General features: G+C 63.0%; 14 protein-coding genes and 1 tRNA gene. 7 read left to right on the forward strand and 8 right to left on the reverse strand.

Annotation, left to right across the window (positions count from 1 at the left end; genetic code table 11):
- Positions 1 to 92 precede the first annotated feature (92 nt).
- The 4 genes from NYQ88_RS01940 to NYQ88_RS01955 form a co-directional block, all read right to left on the reverse strand.
- On the reverse strand, positions 93 to 782 hold the full coding sequence (locus NYQ88_RS01940; protein WP_275653309.1) for a TetR/AcrR family transcriptional regulator: 690 nt from the start codon (positions 780 to 782) through the stop codon (positions 93 to 95).
- Positions 733 to 2,256, reverse strand: a complete 1,524-nt coding sequence (locus NYQ88_RS01945) for a tripartite tricarboxylate transporter permease (RefSeq protein ID WP_275653310.1) — start codon at positions 2,254 to 2,256, stop codon at positions 733 to 735. Before NYQ88_RS01945 ends, NYQ88_RS01940 begins: the two co-directional genes overlap by 50 nt.
- A gap of 54 nt (positions 2,257 to 2,310) precedes the next feature.
- Positions 2,311 to 2,835, reverse strand: coding sequence for a tripartite tricarboxylate transporter TctB family protein (locus tag NYQ88_RS01950; protein ID WP_275653311.1), 525 nt, complete (start codon positions 2,833 to 2,835; stop codon positions 2,311 to 2,313).
- 66 nt (positions 2,836 to 2,901) lie between these two features.
- Complete coding sequence (locus NYQ88_RS01955; RefSeq protein WP_275653312.1) at positions 2,902 to 3,894, reverse strand: tripartite tricarboxylate transporter substrate-binding protein; 993 nt, start codon at positions 3,892 to 3,894, stop codon at positions 2,902 to 2,904.
- Between the two features lie 271 nt (positions 3,895 to 4,165).
- Between NYQ88_RS01955 and NYQ88_RS01960 the strand changes: the two genes are divergently transcribed.
- From NYQ88_RS01960 to NYQ88_RS01975, 4 genes are all read left to right on the forward strand, one after another.
- The gene (locus NYQ88_RS01960) at positions 4,166 to 4,912 is read left to right on the forward strand and encodes a sulfite exporter TauE/SafE family protein (RefSeq protein ID WP_275653313.1); all 747 of its coding nucleotides are present in this window, start codon (positions 4,166 to 4,168) and stop codon (positions 4,910 to 4,912) included.
- Positions 4,913 to 5,017: 105 nt separating this feature from the next.
- Positions 5,018 to 6,169, forward strand: coding sequence for a Gfo/Idh/MocA family oxidoreductase (locus NYQ88_RS01965; protein WP_275653314.1), 1,152 nt, complete (start codon positions 5,018 to 5,020; stop codon positions 6,167 to 6,169).
- A gap of 161 nt (positions 6,170 to 6,330) precedes the next feature.
- Positions 6,331 to 7,500 (forward strand): dihydrodipicolinate synthase family protein, encoded by a 1,170-nt coding sequence (locus tag NYQ88_RS01970; RefSeq protein WP_275653315.1) that lies wholly within the window; start codon positions 6,331 to 6,333, stop codon positions 7,498 to 7,500.
- On the forward strand, positions 7,497 to 8,321 hold the full coding sequence (locus NYQ88_RS01975) for a sugar phosphate isomerase/epimerase family protein (RefSeq protein WP_275653316.1): 825 nt from the start codon (positions 7,497 to 7,499) through the stop codon (positions 8,319 to 8,321). Before NYQ88_RS01970 ends, NYQ88_RS01975 begins: the two co-directional genes overlap by 4 nt.
- A 47-nt stretch (positions 8,322 to 8,368) precedes the next feature.
- Here the strand turns inward: NYQ88_RS01975 and NYQ88_RS01980 are convergent, their stop codons facing one another.
- From NYQ88_RS01980 to NYQ88_RS01990, 3 genes are all read right to left on the reverse strand, one after another.
- Entirely contained in the window at positions 8,369 to 8,764 is a 396-nt protein-coding gene (locus tag NYQ88_RS01980) for a hypothetical protein (protein ID WP_275653317.1), read from the reverse strand.
- A gap of 212 nt (positions 8,765 to 8,976) precedes the next feature.
- A complete protein-coding gene (locus tag NYQ88_RS01985; protein WP_275653318.1) occupies positions 8,977 to 10,170 on the reverse strand; it encodes a TRAM domain-containing protein in 1,194 nt (397 codons plus the stop codon).
- A gap of 87 nt (positions 10,171 to 10,257) precedes the next feature.
- Positions 10,258 to 11,235, reverse strand: a complete 978-nt coding sequence (locus NYQ88_RS01990) for a complex I NDUFA9 subunit family protein (RefSeq protein ID WP_275653319.1) — start codon at positions 11,233 to 11,235, stop codon at positions 10,258 to 10,260.
- Positions 11,236 to 11,395: 160 nt separating this feature from the next.
- Here NYQ88_RS01990 and NYQ88_RS01995 point away from each other — a divergent pair, with 160 nt between their 5' ends.
- Both NYQ88_RS01995 and NYQ88_RS02000 read left to right on the forward strand, forming a co-directional pair.
- Positions 11,396 to 11,758, forward strand: coding sequence for a GFA family protein (locus NYQ88_RS01995; protein ID WP_275653320.1), 363 nt, complete (start codon positions 11,396 to 11,398; stop codon positions 11,756 to 11,758).
- A gap of 57 nt (positions 11,759 to 11,815) precedes the next feature.
- A tRNA-Leu gene (locus NYQ88_RS02000) sits at positions 11,816 to 11,900 on the forward strand.
- Positions 11,901 to 12,127: 227 nt separating this feature from the next.
- On the opposite strand, the gene NYQ88_RS02005 is transcribed toward NYQ88_RS02000, so the two are convergent.
- The gene (locus NYQ88_RS02005; protein ID WP_275653321.1) at positions 12,128 to 13,543 is read right to left on the reverse strand and encodes an exopolysaccharide biosynthesis polyprenyl glycosylphosphotransferase; all 1,416 of its coding nucleotides are present in this window, start codon (positions 13,541 to 13,543) and stop codon (positions 12,128 to 12,130) included.
- A gap of 187 nt (positions 13,544 to 13,730) precedes the next feature.
- On the opposite strand from NYQ88_RS02005, the gene NYQ88_RS02010 reads away from it, so the two are divergent.
- Positions 13,731 to 14,393: a HemK/PrmC family methyltransferase gene (locus NYQ88_RS02010; protein ID WP_275653322.1), complete on the forward strand. Its 663-nt coding sequence runs from the start codon at positions 13,731 to 13,733 to the stop codon at positions 14,391 to 14,393.
- Positions 14,394 to 14,475: the final 82 nt, after the last annotated feature.

Genomic DNA, 14,475 nt, shown 5'->3' on the forward strand with positions numbered 1-14,475 from the left:
TGGTAGGGGGAGGGGCGGTGCGGTGGCTCTCAGGCGGTTCGGCAAGCTCGATTTGTCCCTCCCCCTTCTGCAGGGAGGTTAGGTGGGTGCTCTTACCCGACCGGCTTGGTCTTGAGATAATCGAGCACCATCTGGACGGCGTGGGCTTCGCGTTCCTGGACCATGCCGACACTGGTCAGATCGCGTTCGAAGATGACCGAGAGCGTGGCGGCGTTGGAAACGTAGAAGAAGCCCAAGGCGGCGACGGAGATGTAGAGCTGCACCGGGTCGACGTCGCGACGGAAAATGCCGGCTTCATTGCCACGCAGGATAATGGCTTCGATCTGCCCGACGAGGGGCGAATGCAGCGCCTTGATGTCCGGCAGGGTTTTGAGGAACCGCGCGTTCTCGATGTTTTCGGTGCCGAGCAGGCGCGTGAACCACGGGTTGGCGAGGAAATGCCGGAAGGTGAACCGCACCAGCCGGTCCATGGCCTGGGCCGGATCATATTGATCTAGGCTTAGGGCACGCTCGCCGCGGCGGATCTCCTGATAGGCGTCGAGCAGCACCGCCCGGTAGAGATCCTCCTTGTTGCCGAAGTAATGGTAGAGCAGGCGCTTGTTGGCGCCGGCCCGCTCGGCAATTGCGTCTACCCGTGCCCCTTCAAATCCGCGATCGGCAAATTCCACGCGCCCGGCCGCAAGGATCGAGGCCTTGGTCTTGACCGAGTTGCGCGGGCGCCGTTCGGCGGCGTCAGCCGCGCGCTTGGGCGCGATCGCCGCGGGTGAAGAGGGCTCTGACACGTTTGGAAACCGCCGGAATGGACATCAGGATGGTGAGGACGATGATGAGGCAGATAACAGCACTGATCGGCCGGGTAAAGAACGGGGTCGGATCGCCATTGGTGAGCATCAGCCCGCGCCGCAGGTTGAGGTCGAGCAGATCGCCGAGCACAATGCCGAGGACGAGCGGGGCCATGGGATATTTCATCTCCCGCAGGATGAAGCCGACGATGCCGAAGGCGAGCATGACATAGACGTCGAACATGCGCTGGGTGATGGCAAAGGAGCCAACCACACAGAGGATATAGACGACCGCCATGAGCCGTTCGCGCGGCACCTGCAGAACCTTGATGAAGAGCTTGGTCAGCGATAGGCCAAAGATGAGATTGGCGATGGTCGCAAGGAGCAGCATGGCCACGACCTGGTAGAGGAAGACCGGGTTTTCGACCATCAGCATGGGGCCGGGGCGGATGCCGTGGATCATCATGGCGGCGATGAGAACGGCTGCGGCGGCCGAGCCGGGCAGGGCCAGCGTCAGGGTCGGGATCATTGAGGCGGAGACTACGGCATTGTCGCCGGTTTCCGCCGCGATCAGGCCCTCTTGGCTGCCCTTGCCGAATTCTTCAGGGTTCTTCGAGAATTTCTTGGCCGCGGCATAGGAACTCCACGAGCCCACGTCCTCCCCGACACCGGGGATAATGCCGACAAAGGTGCCGATAATGCCCGAGCGCAGGATGGTCTTCCAATACTGGAAGATTTCCTTGAAGCGCGGCACCACCCGGTCATTGACCGAGGCGATGTGGGGCACGGCGGTCCGCTTCATGGTGGAAAGAATTTCAGCCAGGCCAAAGGCGCCGACCATGGCCGGAATGATGTCGATGCCGCCGCCGAGTCCCTGGATGCCGAAGGTGAAGCGCTGGTGGGCGTGGAGCGTTTCCATGCCAATCATCGCAACGAGGAGGCCCAGGATGCCCGCGATATAGCCTTTCAATGGCGTGTCCGAGCCGGCCATCTGTCCGGAAATGACGACGCCGAAAAGGGCGAGCCAGAAAAATTCATAGGAGCCGAATTTGAGCGCCGCCTCGGAGAGCACCGGGGCGATGATGGCGAGAAAGAAGATCCCAACCAGCGTGCCCAGCGTCGAGGAAGTGGTAGCCAGGCCCATGGCGAGGCCTGCCTTGCCCTGACGGGCAAGCGGGTGGCCGTCGAGCGTTGCCGCGGCATTGGCCGGGGTGCCCGGGATGTTGAGCAGGATGGCCGTGCGACTGCCGCCATAGATGGCGCCGAGATAGACGCACATCAGGGTCAGGATCGCCTGGTCAGGCGCCATCTTGTAGGTGAGGGTGACGAGGAGGGCGACGCCCATGGTGGCAGTGAGGCCGGGGAGAATGCCGATGGTAACGCCGAGCAATGTGGCCCAGGCAACATTGAATAGGCCGGCCGGAGTGAGGAAATGGGCCACGCCCTGGCCGAGGAGAATGAGGCCGTCAAACATATGGATAAGTCCTGAGGGCCGCGATGGGGTGAAGGCTGCTCATGATCGCTCCCCTCACGGCAGGCGCACGAGGAAGATGCGCTCGAAGACGAAATAGACGCCGAGGCCGGCGACGAGGGCCACCAGAAAAGCCCAGATCAGCGTGCGGATCAGCGAGCCGGGGTGGTCGGCGAGCACGGTTTCGAAGAGGGCGATGAAGGTGAAGATGAAGAGGCTCGAAGCCATCCAGAACGGCATATTGCCGACCAGCAGCAGGGTGTAGGCCAGCGCCAGGCCGAGGGCGGCGAGTACGCGCATGGCGCTCCACGAGACGAGAGCGCGCGCCAGAGGGGCGCCGGAGCCGAGCTGGTCGAGGCGAAAGGATCGCAGGAACAGCAGTGACCCGCAGAGGGTGAGCGCTCCGCCCAGGATCAGTGGCACGAGGCCGGGAATGGTGGCGGGATGAATGCGCCGGACTTCGAGGCGATCCATGGTCCAGGAGAAATAGACCACCGCAAGTCCAAGGGCCACGAGCAGGACCGAGGTGATCAGGTCGGCGCGGACGCGCATGGCATCTTCGGTGGAAGCAGGATGAGTCATGACGATGGAGTAGCTTTCATAGTCGGGATGGGGCGGCGGCCGGGAGGGACCGCCACCCCGAGGCGCTTACTGCACGCCCACTTCGGTCATGGTTTCGCAGTCGATGCCGATTGTGGAGGGATCCTTGACGGCCTCGCCGCGACCAACCGCGTCACAGGCTTCGAGGATGACGACCGGCATGGCCAGGGCCCGGGCTTCGGCGCCATGGGACGGTGCGAAGACGGCGCCGAAAGTTTCGGCATAGGTCTTGATGGACTCGGCGGTGCTGACCTTTTCGGCCCAGATCTTGTCGAGCGTGGCGACGACCTCATCAGGCACGCCGGTGGGGATGAAGATGCCGAAATAGTCGGGCGCCAGTTCCATGTCGGGCAGCCAGTCGGTGATCGGCGGGATGGGGTCGACGCCTTCGAGCAGCAGCGGCTGATCGGAAAGGACGGCCAGGGCGCGCAGGCGCTTGCCGCGGATCAGTTCGGTCTGTTCGACGGCGAGCTGAGTGGTGACCATGGCTTCGCCGGCAGCGGTGGCAATGGCTGCAGGGCCGCCGCCGTCATAGGTGATCATGTTGTAGTCAAAGCCATCGGCTGCGCCGGAGAGCGCTGCAATGGCCGTGCCGCCCGAGGAGGTGATACCGGCAGTGGCCACGGTGACCGAATTGCCGCGCGTCTTGAAGGCTTCTAGCAGCTGGCCGAAATCGGTGAACTCGCTGTCGACGGGAACCGAAACCACCGGCACGTTGGCGACGGAGAGGTAGATGTGCCAATCGTCGATGTCAGTGTCTTCGAGCAGGCCCGTCACCGCATAGGTGGCGTTGTTGGCAATGGCGTTGGCCGTCCAGGTGTAGCCGTCGCGCGGGGCGTTCAGCACTTCCTGGGTGCCGATGGCGCCGGATGCGCCGGGCTGGTTGACCACCACCACCTCGACGCCAAGCGCCTCGGCGAGGATGGGTGCGGTGACGCGGGTAACCTGGTCGGTTGAGCCGCCGGCGCCCCAGGGGACGATCAGATTGATCGGCCGGTCGGGCTTCCATTCCTGCGCAAAAGTCATAGTGGTGCCCAGCACCAGGAGCGAGGCTCCCGTTGCCAGGACAGGATGCAATTTCCGCATCGTCCTTCCTCCCAAAAATATGGTGTGGGGCCGGTTTTTTTGGCCCTCAGACGGCGAGCTTGCGATTGGCTTGGCACGCTGTCAAGCCAGAAGTAACCGTGTGGTGATTTTGAGGCTTGCCGGGATAGCCTTGAAAATCCCGGTTTCGCTGACTGAAATCGATGCTAAAAATCTGCTGCAGCGTGTTTAGGGACCGGCTCGTTCGGTCGGCCTTGGGGGACAGGATTTGGAAATCGATATTGGCCGCTATGCCATCATGGCGGCGGCACTGGCGGCTGGCGCCGTGGTCAAGGGCGCGACCGGCATGGGTTTGCCGCTGATCGCGCTGCCGGTGCTGGCGTCGACCCTCGGGCTTCAGCATGCGGTGGGCATCATGGTCGTGGTGCAGGTTGTCACCAATTCCCTGCAGACCTGGCAGTTCCGGGCAGCGTCGCGCAGTGATGCTACACGTTTCCTGCCGCTCTTCCTCGTCGGGGGCGGGCTCGGCGTTACCGTCGGCACCTGGCTCCTGACCAATCTTCCCGAACGGGTGCTGATCCTGGCGCTGGGTCTTTTGTTGATCGGCTATTTCCTGCTCAAGCTCACCAAGCCGCATCTCGTGGTCGGACCGGTGGTTGCGCGGCGGTTCGGGCCGGCGGCCGGCTTTGGGAGTGGCGTGCTGCAGGGCGCTACGGGTATTTCGGCGCCGATCGGCGTGACCTTCATCCATGCCATGGGGCTGGGGCGAGAGGCCCATCTCTACGCGGTATCGGCCATGTTTCTCGTGCTCGGTATTGTCCAGCTGCCAGCGCTGATTTTTTCCGGCGTGATGCAGCCGGTCTGGGTGCTCGAGGCGCTGGCGGCGCTGGTCCCGATCATGATTTTCATGCCGGTGGGGCAGGCGCTTGCCGGAAAGCTCAGCCGCGCGGCCTTCGATCGGATGATCCTGCTTTTCCTCGGACTGGTCGGCCTCAAGATGGTGCTCGGGCTCTAACGATATAGCCAAAAGGCCAGATTGGACCCGCTTGACGGCGATGGCGCGATGCGGCTAGGAAGTAACCAACCAGTTACAACGAGTCGTATTTGCCGGAGGACAAGAATGGCGGAACAACGGATTGGTATCATCATGCACGGCGTGACCGGCCGCATGGGGTATAATCAGCATCTGGTGCGCTCGATCCTGGCGATCCGGGACCAGGGCGGCATCGCGCTCAGCAATGGCGACCGGCTCGTTGTCGACCCGATCATCGTCGGCCGTGACGCCGACAAGATCGAGCGTCTGGCCAAGAAGCACAATATCGCCCGCTGGGGTTCCGACCTCGATGCGGCGCTGGCCAATCCGGATGACACGGTGTTCTTCGATGCCGGCACGACGCTGATGCGTGCGGGCCTGCTCGAAAAGGCTCTGGCCGCCGGCAAGCATGTCTATTGCGAAAAGCCGACTTCGGATGATCTGGAAGTTGCGCTCAATCTCGCCAAGACCGCCCGCGCCTCGGGCCTCAAGCACGGCGTGGTGCAGGACAAGCTGTTCCTGCCGGGCCTGCAGAAGATCAAGATGCTGAAGGACTCCGGCTTTTTCGGCGACATCCTCTCGGTGCGCGGCGAGTTCGGCTATTGGGTGTTCGAGGGCGACTGGCAGAAGGCGCAGCGCCCGAGCTGGAACTATCGCAAGGCCGATGGCGGCGGCATCATCCTCGATATGCTGTGCCACTGGCGCTATGTGCTCGACAATCTCTTCGGTGAAGTGAAGGCGGTGTCCTGCCTTGGCGCGACGCATATTCCCGAGCGTGTCGACGAGAATGGCAAACGCTTCAAGGCCGATACGGATGATGCGGCCTATGCGACCTTCGAGCTCGAAGGCGGGATCGTTGCTCAGATCAATTCAAGCTGGACCACCCGCGTGCGCCGCGACGATCTCGTGACCTTCCATGTCGATGGCACGCATGGTTCGGCGGTGGCGGGGCTGCACAAATGCTGGACCCAGCATCGCGTCAACACGCCCAAACCGGTGTGGAACCCCGACCAGCCGCAGACCATGAACTTCTTCAACGATTGGGAAGAGGTTCCGGACAACTGGCCGTCCGATAACGGGTTCAAGGCGCAGTGGGAAATGTTCCTCCGCCACGTCGCCGAAGACGCGCCATGGGAATATGGCCTCGAGGCTGGCGCCAAGGGCGTGCAGCTGGCCGAGCTTGGTCTCAAGAGCTGGGCCGAACGCCGCTGGCTCGATGTACCGAAGCTGGAGTTTTGAGGTTTTAGGGGAAGGCCCCCTCACCCGGCCCCAAAGAGGGGCCGACCTCTCCCCCAAAGGGAGAGGTGTCGCCAGACCCGTCAATGTGCCCTCTTCACCTCTCCCTTAGGGGGAGAGGTCGGCGCGAAGCGCCGGGTGAGGGGGCCTTTCTTGGAGGCACCATGCCGACCATCAATCTGCCCAATCCGGATCGTTCGATCACGCCTTATGCACTGACAGGCAATCCGATCCCTTTCGTCAAATTCAAGGCGCGTGATTTCTCGCGTGTCGCCTATGCGGCGGCCCATGTGGTGGCTGATCCGCTGGCGATCCACGATCCCTGGCTGACGCCCGCGATCGACTGGGAGACGACGCTGAAATTCCGCCATCGGCTGTGGGATCTGGGGCTTGGCGTTGCAGAGGCCATGGATACAGCCCAGCGCGGCATGGGCCTGACCTGGACCGAGGCCAAGGAGCTGATCCGCCGTTCGCAGGCGGAAGCCCGAACGCGGGACGATGCGCTGATCGCCTATGGTGCCGGCACCGACCATCTGGCGCCGGGACCGGACGTCACCATCGACGACATCATCCGCGCCTATGACGAGCAGGTCGGTTTTGTGGAAGGCGAGGGCGGTCGGGTTATTCTGATGGCGAGCCGCGCGCTGGCAGCTGCCGCCAAATCGCCGGATGATTACACGCGGGTCTACGGCCATGTGCTGTCCAACGTAAAACAGCCGGTGATCCTTCACTGGCTGGGCGAAATGTTCGATCCGGCGCTGCAGGGCTATTGGGGCAATATCGATCATGACGCGGCCATGGATGTGTGCCTAGACGTCATCGCCGCCTATGCCGACAAGGTCGACGGCATCAAGATTTCCCTGCTTTCGGCGGAAAAGGAAATTTCGATGCGCCGGCGTCTGCCGGCCAATGTGAAGATGTATACCGGCGATGATTTCAACTACGCCGAGCTGATCGCCGGCGATGAGCAGGGTTTCTCGCACGCGCTGCTGGGCATTTTCGACGCCATTGCGCCGGCGGCCTCGGCGGGTCTGGCCGCGCTTGGACGCGGCAACAATAATGAGTTCTTCGACATTCTGGAGCCGACCGTGCCGCTGAGCCGGCATATCTTTGCCGCGCCCACACGGTTCTACAAGACCGGGGTGGTGTTCCTCGCCTATCTCAACGGGCTGCAGGATCATTTCCAGATGGTGGGTGGGCAGCAATCGACCCGTTCGGTGCAGCATCTGGCAGAACTCTTCCGCCTGGCCGACAAGGCACGGGTGCTGGCCGATCCGGAACTGGCGACGGCCCGGATGAAGGCGGTTCTGGCGGTGAACGGGGTAGAGGCATGAGCGAGCGCGGGATTTCCCTTAATCTGGCGACGACACGCCAGCAATGGGGTTTTGCTGAAGCGGTGGATGGGTGCCTGCGGGCCGGGATCACGGCCATCTCGCCCTGGCGCGACCAGATTGCCGCCATCGGGCTCAATGAGGCGGCGCGGATCGTGCGCGAGAACAAGCTGCAGGTGACCGGCGTCTGCCGCGGCGGGATGTTCCCGGCAGAGACTGCCGAAGGCCGTCAGGCGCAGATCGATGATAATCTGCGCGCCATCGACGAAGCCGCTGCGCTCAATGCCGATTGTCTGGTGCTGGTGGTCGGTGGCTTGCCGGGTTCCTCCAAGGATTTGCCGGGCGCGCGTAAAATGGTGGCGGACGGGATTGCCGCCATGCTGCCGCATGCCAAGGCGTCAGGCGTAAAGATCGCCATTGAGCCGCTGCACCCAATGTATGCGGCCGACCGCGCCTGCATGAACACGATCGATCAGGCGCTCGATATCTGCGAGGACCTCGGGGAGACGGTGGGTGTGGCCATTGACGTCTACCATGTCTGGTGGGACCCCAATCTCGAGCGCGCCATTGATCGGGCCGGGCGGATGAAGCGGATTTTCGCCCACCATATCTGCGACTGGCTGGTGCCGACAAAGGACATGCTGCTCGATCGCGGCATGATGGGGGACGGCGTCATCGATCTGCCGGCGATCCGCAAGATGATCGAGGACGCAGGCTTCTTCGGGCCGCAGGAAGTGGAAATCTTTTCCCAGGACAACTGGTGGAAGCGCCCGGGAGATGAAGTTCTGGCGGTGATCAAGGATCGCGTCGCCACGGTCTGCTGAAAGAAGGCAACAAAAAACCCCGGGTCCAGCCCGGGGTTCTTTTTAGGTCAGACGCGGTTATAGGCCAGCGTCTGGCACAGGATTGCGACGCGGCAACCCTGGATTTCGATCGTGTCCGGACCGGTCTGGGTCACGGTTGCATCGGCGCTGAGGCCGCCGGCAGTGATAGAGCCCTTCCATTGATTGGGGCCAGACTGCTGGGCCTGCATGATCTGGGTGCCGACAAAGGCAAGGTTTTCCTCGGTTGCCGATTCGCCCTTGAGCACGTCGAGCGTGCCGCAAAGGTCGGTGCCGGCCTCGCCGCAAAGGCTGAAGGTAAAGGTCGTGCCGTATTCGTCCATAAAGGTGCCAGCAGGATTTGCTGTGGCTTCCTGGGCCATGATCGGGGCTGCAAGCCCTGCGCACAGGGCCCCAATGGCAAAGAGATAGCTAGTAGTTCGCATGGTTTTCTCCACGCGACGACGCCCGCCCAACGCAGTCGCTCTTATCGTTGTTTACAGGCAGACAACGGGCGGGCACCGCGACGGTTGCACGCAAAGGCGATTGCGATGGGCGGAGAGCGGTCACAGTTTCGTTGGAAAGGGCCGGAAACGCTGGGCTTTTTTGCGGCGTCGCGGCCGGGGGCAGAGGCGTTTCCGCCCCTGCCGTCAGGCGTTTAGCGCTCGAAGGTAGCAGCCACTTCGATATGGTTGGACCAGGCGAACTGATCGACCGCAACGAGGTCGCGAATAGTAAAGCCGGCCTTGGCTAGAACAGCCGCATCGCGGGCAAAGCTGGCGGGATCGCAGGCGATCATCACCACCTTCTTGATTTTGGAGAGGGCGATTTCCTTGACCTGGGCCAGGGCACCGGCGCGGGGCGGATCGAGCACGACCACATCGAAATTGAGCTCAAACTGGGTCATCGGATCGCGGAAGAGATCGCGGGTGCGATGGGTGATAGCCTTGAGGCCCTTGGCGTGACGGGCCCCCTTGTCCATGGCGAGAAGCGCAGGCTTGTCGCTGTCGACGGCGAGGACGGGGGTCTTTTCCGCGATGCGCAGGGCAAAGGGGCCCATGCCGCAAAAAAGGTCGGCCACGAGCTTGGCCTTGCCCACGGCGGTGACGACATAATCGGACAGCGCCGCCTCGGCCGCGCCGGTCGCCTGGAGGAAGCTGCCGATGGGGATTTCGACCTGCGCGCGGCCCATGGTGATATTGGGCACCTGGCGCTGGAACATCATCTCGCCCTCAAAGGAGAGGCGGGTCAGCGGCAGTTTTACCGCCAGCGCGATCAGCTTGTCGCCCTTGATGCCCTTGCGGGCATTGCGCACGGCCACATCGACGCCGGCATCGCTGGCGGTGAAGCTGACGTCGCATTCGCCGATGGCAGCGCCAATGGCGCGCGCGATATCGGGCGCCCGGGCGAGCGCCGGCACGAGAATGGGGCAGGCCTCGATGTCGAGCAGGTCGTGGGTGCGCAGGCGCATGTAGCCGGCAGCGTCCTTCCGGGCATGGAGGGTGGCGCGGCGGCGACCGGCGCCTGCGGCATCGATGAAGCGGCTGACGCTGGCGTCAAGACCTGCCTGACGCAGCGGGTTCTCGACGAGGCCGATCTTGAAGGCGCGGTAGAGTTCCGGACCGAGATGCTGGATCTGGCAGCCGCCGCAGGACCCGAAATAGGCGCAGAAGGGGTCTGCGCGCTGCGGAGAGGGGTCGAGGACTTCGGATAGCGTGCCGCGCTCGCCCTCAAAGGTGAGGCTCACGGTCTCGCCGGGCAGGGCGAAGGGCACAAAGACGCGCTTGTCCTCGATATGGGCGATGCCCTCGCCCTTGTGGCCGAGGCTCGAAATCGTAGTTGTCTGGGTCATGAGGGTCCGGGGCTTGCTGTCCCGGACTTAGTGCATCGCCTTGCCAAGTGCAAAGCGGTTTTCGCCGCAGGGCGGCTGAGCCAGGGCTCAGGCAGCCACTTTATCGCGATCGAACTGCCCATGCTTGCGGAAGCGCCACATATAGCTGGGCAGGATAGTGTCCATGCTGGTGGGGCTGATGCCGAAGGCGGCGAGCGTGCGCTTTTCGGCGATGGCAGCGTCGGAAACGATATTGTCCTTGCCCAGCAGAGCCACTTGGTCGGCGGTGATCAACGGCTTGAACGGCAGGATCGAGAGCAGCGAGGCCACCATGCCGGCAATGCCGGGGGACAGCGGCAGCAGAGGACGATTGCGGCCGGCTTCGCGCTGGATGCGGGCCAGCAGGTCCGCGTGGGTTTCGACCTCGGGGCCGCCCAGTTCGTAGATGCGCCCGGTCTTGACCTCACCCTCGATGGCGCGAACGATCGCCTGGGCCACGTCGCCGACATAGACCGGCTGGAAGCGGGACTTGCCGCCGATCAGCGGCATGACCGGGAACATGCGGGCCAGCGTGCCCATCAGGTTGAAGAAGCCGTCGCCCTGGCCGAACATCAGCGAGGGGCGCAGGATGATCGCCTCGGGGAAGGCTGCCAGAACGGCGTTTTCGCCTTCGAGCTTGGTGCGGGCATAGGCGCTGACCTTGGCGGCCGTATCGACGCCGAGGGCGGAGACATGAACGAGCGATTTCGCACCGGCGGCCTTGGCAGCGCGGGCGACAGTGGCGGCGCCTTCGGCATTGACCGCGGCAAAGCGCTGCTTGCCGCCTTCGACGCCGAGCCCGACGAGATTGATGACCATGTCCGCACCGGCGACGGCGCGCTCGACCGAGGCAGCGTTGCGCAGATTGGCCTGGATGGGGACGATCTGGCCAACAGAGCCGAGCATGGTGGCATTGCCCGCCAGATCAGGACGGCGGACCGCGACGCGGATGCGATAGCCCTTCGCGGCGAGCAACTGAACAAGGCTCGTGCCGAGAAAGCCCGAACCGCCGAACACGGTGACGAGCTTGGGGGAAAAGCGATCCATGAAGTCCTCCGACTGGGGCAGGCTGGCTTTGCGTTCTGCTCCGCTTCTACCGCAGGCAGGCAGGCCCTGTCGAGTGGCGGAGCCTTCCGAGAGGGCCGCGAACTGCTTGACTCTTTCATGCTTTCGTTCTCTCTTTGTTCGGCGAAAAGGAGGATATGCCATGTCTCAAGCACGCGATTACGAGGGCCAGTGCCATTGCGGCGCCGTCCGCTACACGGCGCACACCGACCTTTCAGGGTTGAGTGATTGCAATTGCTCGCGCTGTCGCCGGCTCGGCTGGGTGATGCAATCGGTCGAGGAGAGCGCCTTCACCCTGCATTCGGGGGAGCAGGATTTGGTCCGCTATGGGTTCAACACCGACAAGATCGATCATCTCTTCTGTCGCCATTGCGGCATCGAGTCGTTCGCGCGCGGCTCGGACGGAAACGGAAAAACCCTTTATATGATCAATGTTAACTGCCTCGAGCCGCCCGTGCCTGTGGAAAGAAGTGCGATTAAACACTGGGATGGGGCAAACTTCTAAAAACCCGCAAAAGCCCCGTTGACTTTATCCGGGGCTCCCCCTAGTTACACAACCGTCGCCCAGATGGCGGAATTGGTAGACGCGCACGGTTCAGGTCCGTGTACCGCAAGGTGTGAAGGTTCGAGTCCTTTTCTGGGCACCAATTTCTTGCAAAAGCCGCGCTCCTCATTCGAGGTAGCGCGGCTTTTGCGTTTCCGGGCTGCCGCGGTCCGCAGGCCTTGGGCTCTTCCCAAATTTTATCTCGGACTGTCGGCCCTGGTGTGCAGCAAGGCGCTTTCAGCCTCTGTGCGCGTGCAGAGGCTCTGATGCGCGAAGCGATCGCTGTGCCTGCAAAACAAAAAAGGCCTGCCGCGCCGTGCGGCAAGCGACTCAGTGGGCGTTCTGGCGGGTGCGGGGGGAGAAGACGGTCAGCATGATGATCCAGCAGTCGAGCAGCAGCGACCAGTTTTCCGCATAGTAGAGATCGTGGAGCGTGCGGCCCTCGATCTTGTCCTGGGTCGAGGTGTCGCCGCGATAGCCATTGACCTGGGCCCAGCCGGTAATACCGGGCTTGATGCGCTGGCGCTGGGCGTAGAGCTCGAATTTTCCCGACAGTTCGTCGTCATGGGAAATGGCATGGGGGCGAGGGCCGACAAGGCTCATCTCGCCAGTCAGCACATTGATCAGCTGGGGCAGTTCATCAATGCTGGTGCGGCGGATGAAGCGTCCGATCGGGGTGATGCGTGGATCATCTGCCTGGGCCTGGCGCATGGCGCGGCCATCTTCCATCACGCGCATGGAGCGGAATTTGTAGATATAGAAATTGCGCCCGTTAAAGCCGCGGCGTTCCTGCCGGTAGAGGGCAGGGCCGTCGCTGGTAAGGCGGATTGCGGCCGCAACGCCCAGCAACAGCGGCGAGAGCAGCAGCAGGCCGGTGCCGGACAGCACAATGTCAAAGCTGCGCTTGATGACGAGGCCCATGTCGTTGAGCGGCGTCGAGAGCACGCGCAGCGAATTGACGGCGCCCATGGGCACGGTGTCGACGAGATTGATTTTGCCCGACTGCACGATGCCGCGCGGATAGAGCAGGACATTGAGCGCATAGGGCCGGCAGGGCGCCATCACGGCGCCGACCGCGTCGAGATTGGAGAGGTCGGCCACCAGAAGCACATGCTGGCATTTGCGGTCGACGCAATTGCGGGCAAAGCGGGCGATGTCTTCGGGCTGCGGGAGGTTTCCGGTCCAGCCCTCGTCGAGCGAGAGGCTGGTGACGATCTGTCCGCCCTGCTGCCAGATGCGCGGATCGGCGCGAAGCCGCGAGATGGCGTCTTTCTCGCCGATCAGGCCGAAGCGCTCGACCTGCAATTGGCCCTGGCGCAGCATGCGCGCCAGCACCCGATAGAGAATGATGCGGAGCGCGATCAGCACGATCGGCGTGGCCAGCAGCCAGATCCAGAGGCTGCGGCCCCAGAGAAGCTCCCAATCCCACATGGCGAGGGCGACGAGGAAGGCCAGGGCAGAAGCGGGGATCCAGCTCAGCGCCGCGTGCAGCGCAAAGGGTTGGCGCATATCGGCGAGGGGGAGAAATTTATAGGCGGCGCGGCTGCCCATCACGCCATAGACCACTGCTGCCGTGCCGCCGACACAGAGCACGAAGAGCGGCTGGTGCACGAAAAGCAGCACAAGGCTCATCGCCGCGGCGACGAGGCCTTCGAGCATGCCGATGCCATTGGCGAGGGTGGCGCGACCCGGAACCTGGAACCGGCGGCGCCGTCTTCCGTCAGCCTGCGCCAAGGGTAGTGTCATATCTGGTCTGCCGCGCCTCAAATGTTGTCTGAATGCCTAGCACATTTATGCCTCATACGGCAGCCGTACCGGGCTGGGCGGTTAACAACTACTAACGATAATCTTAACGCTGATAGCGCTTTTCAGCTCGGCGCGGCGATCACGGTGATAGATTGGAAAAATGACGCATCAGGTGGGAAGTATACCTTTGTTTTCTGATGAGAATTTACATCAATTCCTGTCCATCTTCATCGCCGCCGGTCCGGGGGTTCTGGCGCCGCGACCGGAAACCGAGCTGCTGGGTCGTGTGGGGCTCGAGCGCCTTGATGGGGTCGAAGCGCCTGTCGTTATCGACATGTGTTGTGGCTCGGGCAATCTGGGCCTGGCCATTGCCCATGAGCGGCCCGATGCCGCGGTCTTTCTCAGTGACCTGACCGATGAGACGGTGGCGCAGGCGGCGAGCAATGCCGAGAGGCTGGGGTTGGCCGGGCGCGTGAGCATCGGCCAGGGTGATCTCTTTGCAGGGGTTGCGCCCCTGCTCGATGGGCGCAAGGCCGATCTCATCATCGCCAATCCACCCTATATCTCGACCGGCAAGCTGGCGGGAGATGCGGCGCATCTGCTCGAAAACGAGCCGCGCGAGGCGTTTGACGGCGGGGTCTATGGCATTGCCATCCACCAGCGCCTTATCGCCGAGGCGCCGGACTATCTCAAGCCGGGCGGGTGGCTGGCCTTCGAGTTCGGTCTGGGGCAGGATCGGCAAATGTCCCTGCTAGTGCGGCGCAGCGATCGTTATGGCGACGTCCATTTCGCCGAAAACGAGCAGGGTGAAAAGCGCGTGGCCTTCATGCAGGCGGCTTCGCCCGGCTGACGCAAGCTCGCGTTAACACAATTTGCACTGGCATGACCGCCCTTTGGCGCGGTCGTGCGATACTGGCGACTGCCAATTCTTC

The organism is Devosia sp. SD17-2 (genome assembly GCF_029201565.1).
GTDB lineage: Bacteria > Pseudomonadota > Alphaproteobacteria > Rhizobiales > Devosiaceae > Devosia.

What these genes read in the sequence shown, in the direction of transcription:
- NYQ88_RS01945 (WP_275653310.1), bottom strand. Translation starts at nt 2,256, where the DNA reads ATGTTTGACGGCCTCATTCTCCTCGGCCAGGGCGTGGCCCATTTCCTC.
- NYQ88_RS01950 (WP_275653311.1), bottom strand. Translation starts at nt 2,835, where the DNA reads ATGACTCATCCTGCTTCCACCGAAGATGCCATGCGCGTCCGCGCCGAC.
- NYQ88_RS01965 (WP_275653314.1), top strand. Translation starts at nt 5,018, where the DNA reads ATGGCGGAACAACGGATTGGTATCATCATGCACGGCGTGACCGGCCGC.
- NYQ88_RS01970 (WP_275653315.1), top strand. Translation starts at nt 6,331, where the DNA reads ATGCCGACCATCAATCTGCCCAATCCGGATCGTTCGATCACGCCTTAT.
- NYQ88_RS01975 (WP_275653316.1), top strand. Translation starts at nt 7,497, where the DNA reads ATGAGCGAGCGCGGGATTTCCCTTAATCTGGCGACGACACGCCAGCAA.
- NYQ88_RS01980 (WP_275653317.1), bottom strand. Translation starts at nt 8,764, where the DNA reads ATGCGAACTACTAGCTATCTCTTTGCCATTGGGGCCCTGTGCGCAGGG.
- NYQ88_RS01985 (WP_275653318.1), bottom strand. Translation starts at nt 10,170, where the DNA reads ATGACCCAGACAACTACGATTTCGAGCCTCGGCCACAAGGGCGAGGGC.
- NYQ88_RS01990 (WP_275653319.1), bottom strand. Translation starts at nt 11,235, where the DNA reads ATGGATCGCTTTTCCCCCAAGCTCGTCACCGTGTTCGGCGGTTCGGGC.
- NYQ88_RS01995 (WP_275653320.1), top strand. Translation starts at nt 11,396, where the DNA reads ATGTCTCAAGCACGCGATTACGAGGGCCAGTGCCATTGCGGCGCCGTC.
- NYQ88_RS02005 (WP_275653321.1), bottom strand. Translation starts at nt 13,543, where the DNA reads ATGACACTACCCTTGGCGCAGGCTGACGGAAGACGGCGCCGCCGGTTC.